We start from the raw sequence: 16,109 nt of genomic DNA, 5'->3' as shown, positions 1-16,109 counted from the left end.
TGTTTTACAATTTTATTTTTATACATAGATGAATGAAAAAATAGAAAAACTCAAATGATCAGTTAGGAGAAATGTATAACGGTGAATAACTTTAAAAAAATATCAAAATGGCAGGCAATAAGAGATTGCTATCCGAGTTTAAAGCAAAACATCTATCTGAACGCTGCAGGAATGACACCAATGGCAACAGCAAGTTATAACGCTGGTCAGGCAATGTTGCAACAAATGCATGAAAATGTGAGAGCCTTTGCGACAAGTTATGTTGAAAAAAGTAATATTGCTAGGGCTGTAGTTGCCGATTTTTATCATGCCGATCCGAGTGATATCGCTTTTATTAATACGACATCGTTAGGTATGAATATTTTGGCTTTACAGTTAAAAAAAGATGCGGAAGATAAAAATGAAATAATTACGCTACAAGATGAGTTTCCTTCTAGTACCTTTGCATGGCAACGACAAGGGTTTGCCATGAGGTTTGTCGAACCTAACGTTGATAACACTTACAATATTGATGCAATTTTAGCGAAAATTACAGAAAAGACATCGGCTGTTGTTGTGAGTTATGTACAGTTTGGTACGGGAGCAAGGCTTAACATAGAGAGCTTATCTTATGAACTGAAAGTTCGTGGTATCCCTTTTATTTTAAATGCGACACAAGCGGCAGGTGTCATTCCTATTGATGTTAAAAAAACACCTGTTTCTGCTATGTTAGTTTCGGGAAATAAGTGGTTAATGTCGGGAACAGGAGCGGCAATTCTATACCTTTCTCCTGAGATGCGAACTTCAAATTTTCCTTCCATTGTTGGTTGGCTTTCGGCTAAAAATATAGGATTTGATAATCGTCTTAATGAGCTGAATCCAAATGCGCCAAGTCTTGAAGTGGGTTTATATTCCTTGCTACCGGTTATGTGTCTTCAGGCATCAATTGAGTTTATTCAATCTATTGGTATCGCTAATGTTTATGACCGTGTTACCGACTTAAGTAGTTATTTGATTACACAGCTACAGAAAAAAGGCGCTAATATCATCACTCCATTAGCGGTTGAAAATAGAGCTGGGATTGTTGCGGTTGTTCGTCCTGATGCGAAAACTTGGGTGGCCATGCTAGAGGAAAAAGGAATTATTGCAGTACTGAGAGGGGAAGATATGGTACGAATTTCTCCTCATTTTTATAACAACTATGAAGATATTGATGCTTTGATTGAACTTTGGTAACTCAACAGTATTTGGGGAACTCACTATTCAAAGGGTTAGCTTGTACAAGATATCATAGTAACGGCATATTGGATGGATTTTTAATGTTTAAAGAAAATACGATTGTTAACGGTGGGCTTGCTTTGGGTTATGGAGAGCCAAGTGAAGATGGTTTGTTATTAAGGCACCATTTTATGAGTGTGAATAATAAAAGGTTGTGTATTTGTAGTTGGGGAAATGTTGGTGATCCACTCATTGTTTTACTACATGGCTTACAGTCTCATGCTGGTTTGTGGGAGCAAGTTGCCATAGAGTTGAGCAATCAAGGTTATTGGGTTGTTGCACCAGATCGTAGAGGACATGGATATTCCGATTGGTTTGAAAGTTATAATAGTATGGATTATGTTTCGGATCTTCATAGAATCATTACAGGCTTAACAAAACAACCAGTGATTTTGGTTGGGCATTGTGAATCGACAATTTTATGTTCTTTTTATGCTAGTAGTTTTCCAGAAACAGTTAATTCATTAATTTTGCTGCAGTTCCCTGATCTTTCTCGTGTTGTGACGGCAAAAACTAAGGCAGATTTAGTGAATTTATTTTTGCAAAAAGAAGCCGTTGCGCAGGAGAAGCCACCCCAGTACTTTGCCAACACACAAGAAGCCACTAAGCGGCTATTGAGTGATGCACCATTTAAAATACCGGAGTTAATGGCGCAGAAAGTAACACCTCGTAATACTATTGCTTTTAATGGGGGGGTGCGTTGGCGTTGGGATCCTCGTATTCTTAATTATCGGCTTATGTACGATATTCTCGATGCTGATGTACTTGCAAACGCTATGAAGAAGATCAAAGTAAAAACAACTTTTGTATATGGTGAAATGAGTTCTTTGATGATTCAAGGTAAAAATAAGTTGTTAGATTTTTCGCATAAAATGATGCCAGATGCTGCGCAAGTGTTGGTTTCGGGTGGACATTATCCGCATATGGAACAAGAAAGTTATCGTGATTTTGCTGAGTTGTTAATGACAAGCTAACTTAGACGCAGGTTTTCAAGTGAAAATTTTTTTTGCTACTGTCTGTTATGCGAAGGTAGGATGGAAATAAATGAAGAAGAAGTGGTTCCAACGATCTCGGTACTTCAAAAAAGCAAATCAGAGTTAATATGGGTATAAGTGTTTATTCTGCTCTTAATAATTAAGAAGTTGCAGAGTTATAACGTTTATACTCTTCTCTCTTAATCCATGAATAGTGTATAGTTGACTCTTAAGCAAATAAAAACATCCTTTTTTGAGATTATTGGTTTGGATCATACCGAAATCCACTTATAGTCGATAAACGGGCAATCAATTCTAGGAGTGAGCATGGCGTTTCCAACAATTACTCGGTTAACAGATCTTGACCAACTTTCAGCAAGTAATACTAATAATGATGGTGTTATTTTGGTGACTAGTCGTACTTATTGTTCTTCAAGTGATTTAGTGAATGACGTTATTAAAAAAGCGGCTCAAGTTGATGCCAGAATTGGCCAAGAAGCAGTATTAATTCATGCCCCTGAGCTATCCGGTGGTCGCTTAATTCATGCTGCAACAGGGCCAATTGATAGAGATTATGATGATGTGAGAAACTTTGGTGACGCAACGGCTAGAGCAATTGTTGTAGCAAAAGAGGCTGGTGCTAAAAAGCCTATTATTTTAGTTGAGGGAGTGCCTGAAGATTCAGAGTTTGAAAAAGCGCATGAGGTTTGTTTTTTAGGTGCTTGCCAAGCATTGTGGGAGCCTTTGGAAGCAAGAGATTTTCTAGGAGCAGAAGAAATAGAGCCTGTTGAGTCGCTGACATTTATCGATATTAATGGTCAACTCAATCTCGATTATTTAAATGCTGTTGAAAGTGGTAGAAGATTAGCTCGTGATTTAGCTGGTACTGAACCTGAGCGTTTTGCTCCTGCTGGGTTTGCTAATTATTGTGAACAAGCTATGTCAGGCACTCAAGTTAATGTTGAAATTATCGATGATCGCACAATCATTGAAAAAGAGTATCCTTTATTAGGTGCTGTCGCCAGAGCTTCTCAGCAAGTTGTTCGTCATCAACCTAGAGTTGTTAAAATGGAGTATCAAGGTGATGGGCCGATCGAAAAGACACTCATTTTAGTTGGTAAAGCTGTTACTTATGATACAGGTGGAGCTGATGTGAAAGTTGGTGGTCACATGGCGGGTATGAGCCGAGATAAAGGTGGTGCTGCTGCGGTGGCTGGGTTTGTGAAAACGGTTGCTGAACTAAAACCAAAAGGACTTAAAGTGATTGCTACGCTAGGCGTGGTGAGAAATAGCATTGGTTCAGATAGCTATGTTGCTGATGAAATTATTAAGTCTCACGCGGGTGTTAGAGTGAGAATTGGTAATACTGATGCCGAGGGTCGCCTGGTTATGGCTGATCTACTGTCTCATGGCCGCGAACAAGCTAAAAATGAAGTTGCACCAGAATTAATGACGGTAGCAACTTTAACTGGCCATGCGGCGTTAGCAGCCGGACCTTATACTATTTTAATTGAAAACGGGCCAGCAAGAGATCAGCAAGTCGCTAATCATTTAGAAGAGTCTGGAGAGTTGTGGGGTGACTGTATTGAAGTCGGACGTTCACGCCGAGAAGATTGGAAAATGATACGTCCTCGTAGTAAAGCTGACGATGCTCTTTCATCCAATAATGGTCCTTCAGTCAGTGTAGCCAGAGGACATCAGTTCCCAATGGCATTTCTTGCGTTATCGGCTGGTTTGGATAAACATGGTTCAAAATCGAAGCAACCAATTCCCTATATGCACATTGATATCGCTGGAAGTGGTGTTGAAGGGAGTGATTGGCAGCATGGTAAGCCAACCGCTGCACCATTAGTTGCACTTGCCGCTAGGTATTTGGAACAATAGCTATTTAATCGCAATTGATTGAATAAAAAGCGGAAAGTTTTGATGACTTTCCGCTTTTTTAATAACTGTTTTTAAAATTTTTGTGACTTATTATTTAAAGTCTTTACTGTTAACTTTGAGAAATTGAGGCTCATAAAACCAAATATCATCATTAGGCACATTGAATTTTATTTCAGTAATTTGACCGCTAGAATTTGATACAAAATGAGCTGTACCACCATTGATCCAAGCACGAGGATTATCCCAGGTTAAGTTGAATACATCATAGTGCCGATGGGTTAATTGGCCGGTCAACATAGGAGATGGTTCAAATGCGACGTTTAACTTCCCATTTTTATGAGTGACGACCACATTGCCATACATTTTGCTATGGTATGTGCCCGCATATTCTGAAAGAGGGTAAGCCGGTTTAGTATTTGGTGTAATAGGCCCTAGTGCTTTATTTCTATTTTCTATTTTCTTTTTGACAGCTTCTTTATGTTTTTTGGCTGCAGTTGCAGAGTTATAAGAATCTTCAATATTCAAATAGGTGGCAATTATTCTATGTGCTATCTGAGTTGATAGCGGCGCAGTGCTATTAGTAAAAACCGCTACACCCAATTTTGTTTCTGGTATGAGCGCAATGCGAGAGGTCATGCCTTCTACGCTACCACTGTGAGTAACCATTAACTTACCATGATGATCTTTAAGAAATACACCCATGCCATAAGACATCAAGTGAGAGGGGCTTTCTTTAAGTGCAGGATAAAGTGGAACACGGTTGTGTGCGGTCCACATTGTATTAGAAACATTTTCACTAAAAATTTGTTTATCTTTATAAGTGCCTCGGTTTAATTGTAGTTGCATCCAGCGCGTAATATCTTTAGGTGATGTAATAATTGAACCTGCGGCATCTATCGCATCGTTATGATGCCAATCCAACGGCCTAAATATGACATTGCCACTTTCATCAATTGTTTCATAATGGGGGGAAGCCATTTTTTTCTTTCGTTTTAACTTTTTATAGCTTGCAACAGAGTTTTTCATTCCTAAAGGTTTGAAGATTTCTGTTTCTACAAACTTTTGCCAAGTTTTCCCCGAGACTTGAGCCACTACTTCCCCTGCTGTGATATAACCCATATTGGAATAACCAAAATTTGAGCGGAACTGATAGTCAGGTTTTACATATTTAAATCTGCGGATAATCTCTTCAGGTTTGTAGGTTGTGTCATACCACAAGATATCGCCGCTAAATGCTCTGTAACCAAGCCGATGGGCAAGAATATCGACAATGTTCATATGACTACTAGCGTATTTATCATGTAATTCAAAATAAGGTAAATAATCTTTAACACGATCATTCCAATCAAGCTTTTTACGGTCAACTAATATACCTACAGCGGTTGCAGTAAAAGCTTTGGAATTTGATGCAATACTAAAAAGTGTATTTTCATCGACTGAGTTTTTTGTTCCTATTCTTTTTACGCCATAACCTTTAGTTAAAATGACCTTATCATCTTTCACTACTGCTACACCAACACCTGGTACACCCGAGTCTTTCAGTGCTTTATTAATAAATTGATCGAGTTCTTTAAGTTGACTCTGAGTCAGTTCAAAGGCACTGATCTGTATAAAGGGTAATAAAAGTAGTATGCTGAAAAATAGTTTAAATGTTCGTTTGATGCTTGAATGGTTTAGCATGCCTATCTCCGCCGAGTTTTATATTATGCTTTCTTGCTATGTAGAAATTATAAATTAATTTTTTATAATGTATTAAATATTAAGACAATAATAGAAAAAAAACAGAAAAAGTTAATAAAATAGATATTTGCCAAGATTTTTAAGAAAAATTTTGATGAAAAGGACGATGAATTAAATTTTAAAAGAATGGTTCAAATACTTGAGCTATTCTAACTAATTATTGTATGCGATATTTTCGTTAATATTTTTTGGTTAAATAAAGCAACCCTATTTCACCAACAATACCTGGAGCTATCCACGGGATAATTGTAAGTGGGCCAGTAAGAATAGACGCAAATAACTGGCTACTGGCAAAAAACAAGAGTAAGGTATAAGACCCTATGCCTACCCCTAATATGTTACCCAAATGAGCAACGCTCCATTCTCTTGGCTTAACTGACGGCTTAAATATGTAGTACAACATTCTTAGAGAGTTAAAAAAGGATAAATATTTTACAATCATATTTATACCATCATAATTTTATTTGTTATTTATATTGTTTGCGCATTAATATTAACGCGGTATCAATCTTTTATCAGTAGTCAATTTAATATCTATTTTTTATTTGCACTTCAATTAATCAGCGCGTTTGCTTTACTATGGTTTTTACTTGTCGATTTTCTTTCTGTCTTAACTATTATATGGATAGCTATGCTGCCGTACTTTTTTAACATCAAGCATTCTCTATTAGCGATGTTATTTATCATCACTTAAGGACACTCATTATTAATCTGCAAGTAGCATCACTTAACAGAAGGCGAAGCAAAAAACAAAGTTGGACAGTATCATTCATTAGCTAAATTATTATTAAGTGATGTAAGAGAAGCGGTTTTTACTTTAAGAAATAATCAAGCACATTTTATGTGCTTGATTACGGTTGTTTAAAGGACATAGTAAAAAAAAATTTTTAGCTAACTCCAGTAATTTCTCCATTTTCTAATAATTTTACTTTCATCGCTGCTGGCTCTTTAGGTAATCCCGGCATTCTCATAATATTGCCCGTTAATACTACTAAAAAGCCGGCTCCCGCATTGACCTGAATGTTTCTTACTGTAACTTGAAAGTCTCTAGGTCTTCCATGTAATTGAGGATCATCAGATAAAGAGCTCGGTGCTTTTGCGATACAAATGGGTAGGTGTGTTAGTTTTAAGTGCTCTACATGGTGGAGATCTTTTTCTGCCTCTTTGGTAAATGCGACATCCTTCGCGCCATACATGGCACGACAAACTTTTTTAACTTTTTCTATAACGGAATCTTCCAGCTCATATAAAGGCTTAAAAGGTGTTGATCGTTCAACGGCCAGTTTTACTTTTTCTGCCAGCTCAATTGCTCCCTTTCCTCCTTCGGCAAAGTGATTGCTTTCTGCAAACAAAATTCCCTTTGCTTCAACATGTTGTCGAATGATGGCTATTTCTTCATCGCTATCATCTCCAAAACGATTGAGTGCAACCACAGGCGCTTTATTAAATAGTTGGACATTTTCAATATGTTTGTCTAAGTTTTCTAAACCCGCTTTAACAAATTCTGTATTGACTGTTGTTAGGTGATTTTTATCCATGCCGCCATGCATTTTTAGAGCACGAACCGTTGTGACTAGTACTACTGCAGCTGGATCGAGCTTTGCCATGCGGCACTTAATATCAAAGAATTTCTCTGCACCTAAATCAAAACCAAAACCTGCCTCGGTGATAGCCCACTCGGCATGGTGCATTGCCATTTTTGTGGCTAAAACACTATTGCATCCATGAGCAATATTGGCGAAAGGGCCGCCATGAATAAACGTTGGTGTACCTTCTAAAGACTGTACTAAATTCGGGTGAAGCGCATCGCGTAATAATGCTAACAGTGCACCAGTAATTCCTAATGATTTGACAAAAACTGGTTCACCTGCATAGTTATATCCAACTAGCGTATTATTGAGCCTTTGCTCTAAATCTTTAAAGCCTGTTGCTAAGCAGAGAATTGCCATAATTTCTGAAGCTGCTGTGATATCAAAGCCTCCCTCACGTGGAACGCCTTGCATTTTTCCACCAAGACCTAAAACTATTTTTCGTAAGCTTCTGTCGTTCATATCCATAACACGTCGCCAGACTATTTGTCTGGGATCGATATTTAAAGCGTTACCATGAAATACATGATTATCAATGGCTGCAGAAATCAAATTATTGGTTGTGGTAATTGCGTGAAAATCACCAGTGAAATGTAGATTGATTCTGTCAATTGGTAATACTTGCGAATAGCCACCACCAGTTGCTCCACCTTTCATACCTAAACAAGGGCCTAATGAAGGTTCTCTCAACGCTAAACAGACAGAGTCACCAAGCTGAGTAAAGGCTTGTCCTAGTCCAATCGTTGTTGTTGTTTTGCCCTCGCCTGCCGGTGTTGGCGTTGTTGCTGACACTAAAATTAGTTTGCCGTTGGTTTGTTTTGATGTTTCTTTCAATGCGTTAATATTAATTTTGGTAATATCAGAGCCATAGGGCATTAAATATTTTTCATCTATTTCAAGCTGACTAGCTATCTCTGCAATGGGCTTTAATTGACATTGTTTTGCTATTTCTGAATCAGATAACATAGATTATTCCTTTTTTGTCGATTTTTTCGGATTAAACTGGTAGATAGAGTTGATGACAGAGCCGATGACAATAATAATTGCGCCACCAATAAATATCTGTTTTATCGTTATTGGATTAATTGTGTTTGGAATATAAAAAGCAAGCAACATTGTAATGATCAATACTATGGTGCCTGTAAGATAAAAAAATATGGCAAGTTTTGGGATTTTTTTAAATACTATACGCATGCCAAACCTATTTAAAATTATTCTTCTGTATATTCACCAAGAGAGAAGGTTAAACCGTTAGATGTTATCGTAACTTGATTTTGGTCATTAGTGCGACTTAAATTAGCTTCTGATATTAATCGGTAATAACAACTGCGACTAAAACTAGCAAATAAGTTTCTTCTTACTTGGATAATCGGTAAGTTTTGAGACTGATATTCACTAAAACTCATCTGCGACCTATTCGTTAAATCAATAGTGTTATTACAATTATCAAAAAAACGAAAGGTGGGGAATGGAGAATTGTTAACTATATCAAAATCAATGATGGAAAATGGCATCCAGTCTACTTTTATTAGAACTTTTTCGACGGGCGTCACTAAATAATAATAGCTCCCTTCTTTTTTGATGACTCTAGAAAATAATAAAATCATTTTTTTTCTTGTCAATGGTGTGCCCTGATAAATCCAGCTTCCATCAGCTTTTATTTGCAGATCTAGTTCGCCGCAATATTCAGGATCCCATTGTTCAACAGGAGGTAAAGGTTGGTCACCGATTGATTTAATAAGTGATTCTGTTGTGACCATTGGCTAACCCTGCCCTTTTTTAATCCAATAGTGATAGGGAGATGTTGCTATATTTGAGTCAAGTAAGTGGTGATCCATAAACTCGCAAAAACTGGGAACATCTCGTGTTGTTGCTGGATCATCTGCAATAATCAATAAAATTTGATCTGGTAGCATGGAGCGAATCGATTTTCGAATCATCATCACGGGTTCAGGGCAACGAAGCCCTGTGGCATCTAAAGTTAAATCAGCTTTGATAGAGTTTTTCATCACTGGTTTTATACCTGTCATTAATTGTGTTTTAGTTTGATGAGTGGTTGCGATGGTTTGGTGATTTCCGATTCCTATTATGAGATTGTGGCTTTCGGCTATTTGTTGGTCGATTTCTTTTCTCTTCCATAGGCGCAGAGGGTTTTATATTGGCTAATAGTGAGGGATCGACATCTGCAGTTGGTATTGTGCTCTCTATATATTCCTCAATTGCTGGCAGGTTAAAAGCGTTATCTTCTCCGGCAAATGAAATGGCATCTCCCTCTGCGCCCGCTCTTGCGGTCCGTCCAATTCGGTGGACATAATCTTCAGCATCATCAGGAAGGTCATAATTAAACACATGCGTGACACCATCAATATGTAAACCTCTGGCAGCAACATCTGTTGCAATCAGCATATCTATTTTTCCTTGCTTAAGCTCATCAAGCAAACGAATACGTTTTTTTTGTGCCACATCGCCAGTTAATAAGCCTGCTTTAATATCATTTCCCTTAAGACATAACCAAACTTTTTCAGCTTGGCGCCTTGTATTTGTGAAAATAACTGCCTTTTGGGGTTGGTACTTATTGATTAACCCGACTAGTAAGGGCAATTTTTCATGATTTGCAGGGTAGTATAAAAGCTGACGAACTTTATCAGCAGTCACTTGTTCTGCTTCAACATGAATATGAGTCGGGTGATTCATATGTTCGTAAGCAAGTTCTTTAACTCGATGAGATAATGTTGCCGAAAATAACATATTTAACCTTTGATCCGGTTTTGGCATTTTACGGAACAAATAACGAATATCGTTAATGAAGCCTAAGTCAAACATACGATCGGCTTCATCAAGAACAACACAATCAAGAGCATAAAAGTTATAAACATTCTGCTTTAAGTAGTCAATAAGACGACCTACCGTACCAATAAGTACATCACAGCCTGCTTCAATGGCATTGCGTTGTTTGTCATAATCAGCACCGCCGTAAGCAACACACATTTTTAAATCAGTAAACTTGGCTAAGGTTTTTGCGTCTTCATAGATTTGAATCACTAATTCTCTGGTGGGGGCAATAATAAAAGCCCTGGGTTCATTAGGTTCTCTATCGGCAACTGCTGGTAGAGTGAGTAATTCATTTAATATTGCTAACAAAAATGCATTAGTTTTGCCTGTTCCGGTTTGAGCTTGCCCTGCTACGTCATTAGAATTGAGTAATAGTGGTATTGCCTGGGCTTGAATCGGCGTAGCATACTCATACCCCAGCGCTTCAAGTGCTTTCAGAAGGTTTGGATGTAACCCCATGTTTTTAAAGGCAGTTGTTGATAAATGAGTAACCATAAACGAAATTATTCCTAATAATTTAAAGTGCTTTTTTGCGATCTCAGGTTGCAACTTGTACCAACAGATTGCAGAATAGACACAAATCATTGTAATAAACCAGTACCGCATCATAGCATCATACGGCGTATGCGGGCGAATAGTGTTTTTTAGGAGACGACATTTTATGAGCGACAAGATTGTTCAACTGACTGATGAGACTTTTGAAGAAGAAGTACTTAAATCTGAATTACCAGTGTTGGTTGATTTCTGGGCTGAGTGGTGCGGTCCATGCAAAATGATAGCACCTATCTTAGATGAGCTAGCCAGTGAGTATGATGGAAAGGTTAAAATCGGCAAGTTAAATATTGATGAGAACCAAGCAACGGCTCCTCAATATGGTGTTAGAGGGATACCAACTCTAATATTAGTAAAAAATGGTGCGGTTGAAGCCCAACAAGTGGGTGCTGTAAGTAAATCTCAATTAGCAGCATTCTTAGATAGTAATATTTAAATATCTCAATTGGGCATGTGTGGTGTTGATTTCTCGCTACATATGCCCGAAATATTAAGAGAATTTAGTAAATACTCACTAATCTTGTCTGAAAACTGTAAAAAGTTGGACAATCATTTATTTTAGTGCTACTTTTCAGTTGATAACTCATTTCGGGGTCTCCTGGCCTAAAAATGAAAATTCTAAATAACAACTAGTCATTATTCTTCTGTAATCAGTAAAACAAAAAATTAAATGCTTATAATTCAAGCCAAACAATACTCTTGCAGTCGATCTAGTATTAGAAAAGATGGACTTCAAATTAAATTAAACAGGTAAATTAACTAAAGCGTAGTTAACTCAATTATAAAAGTGTTAGTACGTATTCTGAACTTAATATTCCCATTCTTAAATAAAAAGTAACCTTCTATGAATCTAACCGAAATTAAACAACTCTCCGCAACTAAATTAAGTCAAATGGCGAAAGAAGCTGGACTTGACGATGCAGCACGAATGCGTAAGCAAGATATTATTTTTGCTATTCTTAAAAATCATGCAAAAAGTGGTGAAGATATTTTTGGCGATGGCGTATTAGAGATATTGCCTGATGGATTTGGTTTTTTAAGAAATGCAGGCTCTTCATATTTAGCAGGACCTGATGACATTTATGTTTCACCCAGTCAAATAAGGCGCTTTAGTTTACGTACTGGTGATACGATTTCAGGAAAAATCAGACCTCCTAAACATGGTGAAAGATATTTTGCGCTGTTAAAAATTAACGAGATTAATTTTGATAGTCCTGAGAATGCTAAAAATAAAATTCTGTTCGAAAATTTAACACCCTTACATCCTGATCAACGAATGATTATGGAAAGAGGGAATGGATCAAGCGAAGATATCACTGCTCGAGTGATTGATTTAGCTTCTCCGATAGGTAAAGGACAGCGAGCATTAGTTGTATCGCCACCCAAAGCAGGTAAAACCATGATGATGCAGAACATTGCTCAGTCTATTACTGCTAATCATCCTGAATGTGTTCTGATTGTATTACTGATTGATGAGCGCCCTGAAGAGGTGACTGAAATGGAGCGTTCAGTTCGTGGTGAGGTTGTTGCTTCAACATTTGATGAGCCTGCTAGTCGCCATGTCCAAGTTGCTGAAATGGTTATTGAAAAAGCAAAACGTCTAGTTGAACATAAAAAAGATGTTGTTATTTTGCTTGATTCTATTACTCGCTTAGCGCGTGCTTATAATACGGTTATACCTTCTTCTGGCAAGGTCTTAACTGGTGGTGTTGATGCTAATGCTTTACAGCGCCCTAAAAGATTTTTTGGTGCTGCACGTAATATTGAAGAAGGTGGTAGCCTGACTATTATTGCGACAGCCTTAGTTGATACAGGGTCAAAAATGGATGAAGTGATTTATGAGGAATTCAAAGGAACTGGTAATATGGAGCTTCATCTAGACCGAAAAATTGCAGAAAAAAGAGTCTTTCCTGCTATTAACTTTAATCGTTCGGGTACCCGTAAAGAAGATTTGTTAACATCTGCTGAAGAACTGCAAAAAATGTGGATTTTACGAAAAATAATTCACCCCATGCAAGAAATTGAAGCAATGGAGTTTCTAGTTGATAAGCTTGCGCTAACCAAAACTAATGATGAGTTTTTTGATTCTATGAAGCGTAAATAGATCACTTGGGAAATGTTTTCTCCAACAGTCAAATATAAAGATTTAAGAGACTTTCTCGAATATCTTGAACAGCAAGGTGATTTAAAGCGAATAACTTATTCAGTTGATCCAAATTTAGAGATGACTGAAATTTCTGATCGCGTTTTAAAAGCTGATGGCCCTGCACTATTATTTGAAAACCCTAAAGGTTTTAACACGCCGGTACTGACTAACTTATTTGGTTCCACTCGTCGAGTTGCGGCTGCAATGGGGTGCGATAATGTCTCTCAATTGCGTGAAGTTGGTAGTCTTTTGGCTTTTTTAAAAGAGCCAGAGCCTCCTGCCGGTTTGAAAGATGCCTGGGATAAAGCACCTTTGTTTAAGCAAGTATTCAATATGAATCCTAAGGTGGTGAAATCGCCAGATTGTCAATCAGTTATCATTGAAAAAGATGATATAGATCTTAGTGAGATCCCAATTCAAACTTGTTGGCCGGGTGATGTTGCTCCTTTAATTACCTGGGGCTTAGTCATTACTAAAGGCCCATCTCAAAAACGTCAGAACTTGGGGATTTATCGACAACAGGTTATCGCGAAAAATAAGGTAATTATGCGATGGCTATCTCATCGAGGTGGTGCATTAGATTTTAAGCTATGGCAAGAAACTCACCCGGGAGAGCCTTTTCCTGTGAGTGTTGCTTTAGGAGCTGATCCTGCGACAATTCTAGGGGCTGTCACACCTGTGCCAGATAGCTTATCTGAATATGCTTTTGCTGGTTTGTTACGCGGCGAAAAGACGCGTGTCGCTAAATGTTTAACTAATGATTTGCAAGTTCCAACAAGTGCTGAGTTTGTATTAGAGGGATTTATATATCCGGGTGAAGAAGCACCTGAAGGTCCTTATGGAGATCATACTGGTTATTATAATGAAGTGGAGACTTTCCCGGTTTTTACCATTGAAAAAATAACCCATCGACAAAAACCTATTTATCATTCGACTTATACTGGACGTCCACCCGATGAACCTGCAATTTTAGGTGTTGCATTAAACGAAGTGTTTATTCCAATTTTACAAAAACAATTTCCTGAGATTACTGATTTTTATTTACCGCCAGAAGGTTGTTCTTACCGTTTAGCTGTTGTGACTATGAAAAAACAATACCCTGGTCATGCCAAGAGAGTGATGATGGGAGTGTGGAGTTTTTTACGTCAGTTTATGTATACTAAATTTGTAATAGTTACTGATGATGATGTTAATGCTAGAGATTGGAATGATGTAATATGGGCATTAACTACACGGGTTGATCCAATAAGAGATACAACCATGATTGATAATACACCAATAGATTATTTAGACTTTGCTTCTCCTATTTCTGGCTTAGGCTCAAAAATGGGAATTGATGCCACTAATAAATGGCCTGGAGAAGTAACCCGTGAGTGGGGGACTGCAATAGAAATGAGTTTAGATGTAAAGCAACATATTGATGAAATTTGGGATGAACTTAATTTATGAACAAAGCTAAGTGTTCAACATTAGCGATTGAACAACTGAATGAACAAATTTACTGTGTTCGAATTCAATTACAAACAGGTGAAAAATTTTTATTTAAAGGTGGCCAATATTTATTTTTATTGATGTCTGATAATCGACAAATTCCTTTGTCAATTGCTAGTGCACCAGAAGAAACAAATTTTATTGAGCTTCACATTAGAGTAACGCAGGAGAATAGTTTAGCTTCTGAAATGTTAGCGTTATTTGAAAGTGGGCAAACTTTTCAAATAATGGGGCCATCTGGTAATTGTTATTTAAAAGAAGATAATAATGAAAACATTGTAATTATTGCTGGTGGCACAGGGTTTTCGCCAATGAAAAGTCTACTCGAAAGCGCATTTAAAAGAAATAGCGCTTGCCAGTTGTCTCTTTATCTAGGCGCACAAAGCTCTGCTGATTTGTATTTATCATCACTTGTTCAAAGTTGGACAAGTAGCAAAAATAACTTTACCTATGTGCCTGTTATTGCTTCTAGTGAAGATGGATGGTTAGGTCAAACTGGTTTACCTCATGAAGTTGCTATTGCTGACTTAGGTGATAAAGTTAAACAGTGTGAGTTTTATATTGGTGGTTCTGAGGCGATGGTTATTAATGTCTATAACGCATTGCAAGCTGTTGGTGTTTTAAAAAATAAAATTCATTCAGATATGTTAGATATAAAAAGAGCTACAGGTGAAATAACTTAACAAGATTAATTAAAATTAATCTTGTTAAGTTGCAGAGAGAGTTTTATTAAAAGCTATATTTATTGAGAATTTTTTGATAATCACCACTTTGTTTTAATTTGTGTAATGCTTTATTAAATGCTTTAACCGTTTCGGGCTTTACACTTTTTTTACTAAACATTAATGCAACGTCACCGCTATGGATTTTTATCGGATGTGCTTCTATCTGACCTTGTAGTCCTTTACGTTTTATGGTGTAACCAGCAACAAACGGATCTTCAAGGAAGCCATCAATTTGATTTTGTACTAGATTATAAAAGTTGACTTCAGATGTTGGTACGCTGACAAACTTATTTTTGAACGCTTCGCTATCCTGTAGAGTTGTTACCATATTGCCATAAATATAATTTTCAGTGACACCAACTTTAAAATTGCCTTCTAATATTTCTCTTAAAGTTTTTCCTAAGTAGTTTTCAGATTCATTTTTTCTAACATAAAGAACAAAAGATTCTTGCCTGTATTCATCAGAAAAGATAGCAAACTTTTCTCTTGATGGCGTTTTTGATGCGCCTCCTAGTATATCGATGCTGCCATTTCTAATGCCATTTAATAAATTCATCCAATTTTTTTGAACAAAATTTAATTGGCAACCGGCTTCTTTAGCCATTGCACTGACCAGTTCAATTTCCAAACCTTTTACTTCATCCTCAGGTGTTAAATACTGGTAAGGTTCCCAAGGATCCCATCCCATATTTAATTGACATGTTATCGGTTTTGGCTTTTTTTGAGGGGGTTGTTGAGCTGTTTGTTTAGCTTCAGTTTTGGCTGGTTCAGTAGATTCATTGCAACTGACTAGAAGAAGAGTCAAACAGCTTAACAGACTGAAGATAAATTTTCTTTTCATTATGCTCTCCATTTAACTTTAAAGTATTTTTTATGCCTTTAATGGTAAGTGTAGTTGAGCTGTATGAATTTGACACAG

Annotated in this window: 14 protein-coding genes; 7 read left to right on the top strand and 7 right to left on the bottom strand. The window is 37.1% G+C overall.

Translation table 11 applies throughout. From position 1 onward, the window contains the following. The first annotated feature begins 81 nt into the window (after positions 1-81). The 3 genes from ACT5E3_RS24225 to ACT5E3_RS24215 all read left to right on the top strand — a co-directional run bounded on the left by ACT5E3_RS24225 (position 82) and on the right by ACT5E3_RS24215 (position 4,115). On the top strand, positions 82-1,215 hold the full coding sequence (locus ACT5E3_RS24225; RefSeq protein ID WP_444996145.1) for an aminotransferase class V-fold PLP-dependent enzyme: 1,134 nt from the start codon (positions 82-84) through the stop codon (positions 1,213-1,215). Positions 1,216-1,298: 83 nt separating this feature from the next. Further along, on the top strand, positions 1,299-2,231 hold the full coding sequence (locus ACT5E3_RS24220; RefSeq protein WP_444996144.1) for an alpha/beta fold hydrolase: 933 nt from the start codon (positions 1,299-1,301) through the stop codon (positions 2,229-2,231). A 327-nt stretch (positions 2,232-2,558) separates the two neighbouring features. Continuing rightward, complete coding sequence (locus tag ACT5E3_RS24215; protein WP_444996143.1) at positions 2,559-4,115, top strand: M17 family metallopeptidase; 1,557 nt, start codon at positions 2,559-2,561, stop codon at positions 4,113-4,115. A gap of 90 nt (positions 4,116-4,205) precedes the next feature. Here the strand turns inward: ACT5E3_RS24215 and ACT5E3_RS24210 are convergent, their stop codons facing one another. The 6 genes from ACT5E3_RS24210 to rhlB form a co-directional block, all read right to left on the bottom strand. Next, on the bottom strand, positions 4,206-5,795 hold the full coding sequence (locus tag ACT5E3_RS24210) for a serine hydrolase (RefSeq protein ID WP_444996142.1): 1,590 nt from the start codon (positions 5,793-5,795) through the stop codon (positions 4,206-4,208). 947 nt (positions 5,796-6,742) lie between these two features. Further along, positions 6,743-8,410 carry a formate--tetrahydrofolate ligase gene (locus ACT5E3_RS24205; protein WP_444996141.1) on the bottom strand — a complete coding sequence of 556 codons (1,668 nt, stop codon included), beginning with the start codon at positions 8,408-8,410 and terminating at the stop codon, positions 6,743-6,745. A 3-nt stretch (positions 8,411-8,413) separates the two neighbouring features. Beyond that, positions 8,414-8,638 carry a hypothetical protein gene (locus tag ACT5E3_RS24200; protein ID WP_444996140.1) on the bottom strand — a complete coding sequence of 75 codons (225 nt, stop codon included), beginning with the start codon at positions 8,636-8,638 and terminating at the stop codon, positions 8,414-8,416. A 17-nt stretch (positions 8,639-8,655) separates the two neighbouring features. After that, positions 8,656-9,204: a DUF1285 domain-containing protein gene (locus ACT5E3_RS24195; protein ID WP_444996139.1), complete on the bottom strand. Its 549-nt coding sequence runs from the start codon at positions 9,202-9,204 to the stop codon at positions 8,656-8,658. 3 nt (positions 9,205-9,207) lie between these two features. Then, positions 9,208-9,453 (bottom strand): sulfurtransferase TusA, encoded by a 246-nt coding sequence (gene tusA, locus ACT5E3_RS24190; RefSeq protein WP_444996138.1) that lies wholly within the window; start codon positions 9,451-9,453, stop codon positions 9,208-9,210. A gap of 31 nt (positions 9,454-9,484) precedes the next feature. Beyond that, positions 9,485-10,771 (bottom strand): ATP-dependent RNA helicase RhlB, encoded by a 1,287-nt coding sequence (gene rhlB, locus ACT5E3_RS24185; protein WP_444996137.1) that lies wholly within the window; start codon positions 10,769-10,771, stop codon positions 9,485-9,487. Positions 10,772-10,937: 166 nt separating this feature from the next. Between rhlB and trxA the strand changes: the two genes are divergently transcribed. The 4 genes from trxA (at position 10,938) to ACT5E3_RS24165 (ending at position 15,148) form a co-directional block, all read left to right on the top strand. Next, positions 10,938-11,264 carry a thioredoxin TrxA gene (gene trxA / locus ACT5E3_RS24180; protein WP_444996136.1) on the top strand — a complete coding sequence of 109 codons (327 nt, stop codon included), beginning with the start codon at positions 10,938-10,940 and terminating at the stop codon, positions 11,262-11,264. Positions 11,265-11,672: 408 nt separating this feature from the next. Next, entirely contained in the window at positions 11,673-12,932 is a 1,260-nt protein-coding gene (gene rho / locus ACT5E3_RS24175; RefSeq protein ID WP_444996135.1) for a transcription termination factor Rho, read from the top strand. 12 nt (positions 12,933-12,944) lie between these two features. Continuing rightward, positions 12,945-14,423 (top strand): 4-hydroxy-3-polyprenylbenzoate decarboxylase, encoded by a 1,479-nt coding sequence (ubiD, locus tag ACT5E3_RS24170; RefSeq protein ID WP_444996134.1) that lies wholly within the window; start codon positions 12,945-12,947, stop codon positions 14,421-14,423. Next, complete coding sequence (locus ACT5E3_RS24165) at positions 14,420-15,148, top strand: FAD-binding oxidoreductase (RefSeq protein WP_444996133.1); 729 nt, start codon at positions 14,420-14,422, stop codon at positions 15,146-15,148. The genes ubiD and ACT5E3_RS24165 overlap by 4 nt, the downstream gene beginning before the upstream one ends. Positions 15,149-15,194: 46 nt before the next feature. Here ACT5E3_RS24165 and ACT5E3_RS24160 read toward each other — a convergent pair whose 3' ends face one another. After that, positions 15,195-16,031: a substrate-binding periplasmic protein gene (locus ACT5E3_RS24160; RefSeq protein WP_444996132.1), complete on the bottom strand. Its 837-nt coding sequence runs from the start codon at positions 16,029-16,031 to the stop codon at positions 15,195-15,197. Positions 16,032-16,109 lie beyond the last annotated feature (78 nt).

It is taken from the genome of Aliikangiella litoralis (genome assembly GCF_052495765.1).
Note: the sequence above shows the minus strand (reverse complement) of the source record. Positions and strands in the feature narration are given on the sequence as shown.

What these genes read in the sequence shown, in the direction of transcription:
- ACT5E3_RS24220 (WP_444996144.1), top strand. Translation starts at nt 1,299, where the DNA reads ATGTTTAAAGAAAATACGATTGTTAACGGTGGGCTTGCTTTGGGTTAT.
- ACT5E3_RS24215 (WP_444996143.1), top strand. Translation starts at nt 2,559, where the DNA reads ATGGCGTTTCCAACAATTACTCGGTTAACAGATCTTGACCAACTTTCA.
- ACT5E3_RS24210 (WP_444996142.1), bottom strand. Translation starts at nt 5,795, where the DNA reads ATGCTAAACCATTCAAGCATCAAACGAACATTTAAACTATTTTTCAGC.
- ACT5E3_RS24205 (WP_444996141.1), bottom strand. Translation starts at nt 8,410, where the DNA reads ATGTTATCTGATTCAGAAATAGCAAAACAATGTCAATTAAAGCCCATT.
- ACT5E3_RS24200 (WP_444996140.1), bottom strand. Translation starts at nt 8,638, where the DNA reads ATGCGTATAGTATTTAAAAAAATCCCAAAACTTGCCATATTTTTTTAT.
- ACT5E3_RS24195 (WP_444996139.1), bottom strand. Translation starts at nt 9,204, where the DNA reads ATGGTCACAACAGAATCACTTATTAAATCAATCGGTGACCAACCTTTA.
- tusA (WP_444996138.1), bottom strand. Translation starts at nt 9,453, where the DNA reads ATGAAAAACTCTATCAAAGCTGATTTAACTTTAGATGCCACAGGGCTT.
- rhlB (WP_444996137.1), bottom strand. Translation starts at nt 10,771, where the DNA reads ATGGTTACTCATTTATCAACAACTGCCTTTAAAAACATGGGGTTACAT.
- trxA (WP_444996136.1), top strand. Translation starts at nt 10,938, where the DNA reads ATGAGCGACAAGATTGTTCAACTGACTGATGAGACTTTTGAAGAAGAA.
- rho (WP_444996135.1), top strand. Translation starts at nt 11,673, where the DNA reads ATGAATCTAACCGAAATTAAACAACTCTCCGCAACTAAATTAAGTCAA.
- ubiD (WP_444996134.1), top strand. Translation starts at nt 12,945, where the DNA reads ATGTTTTCTCCAACAGTCAAATATAAAGATTTAAGAGACTTTCTCGAA.
- ACT5E3_RS24165 (WP_444996133.1), top strand. Translation starts at nt 14,420, where the DNA reads ATGAACAAAGCTAAGTGTTCAACATTAGCGATTGAACAACTGAATGAA.
- ACT5E3_RS24160 (WP_444996132.1), bottom strand. Translation starts at nt 16,031, where the DNA reads ATGAAAAGAAAATTTATCTTCAGTCTGTTAAGCTGTTTGACTCTTCTT.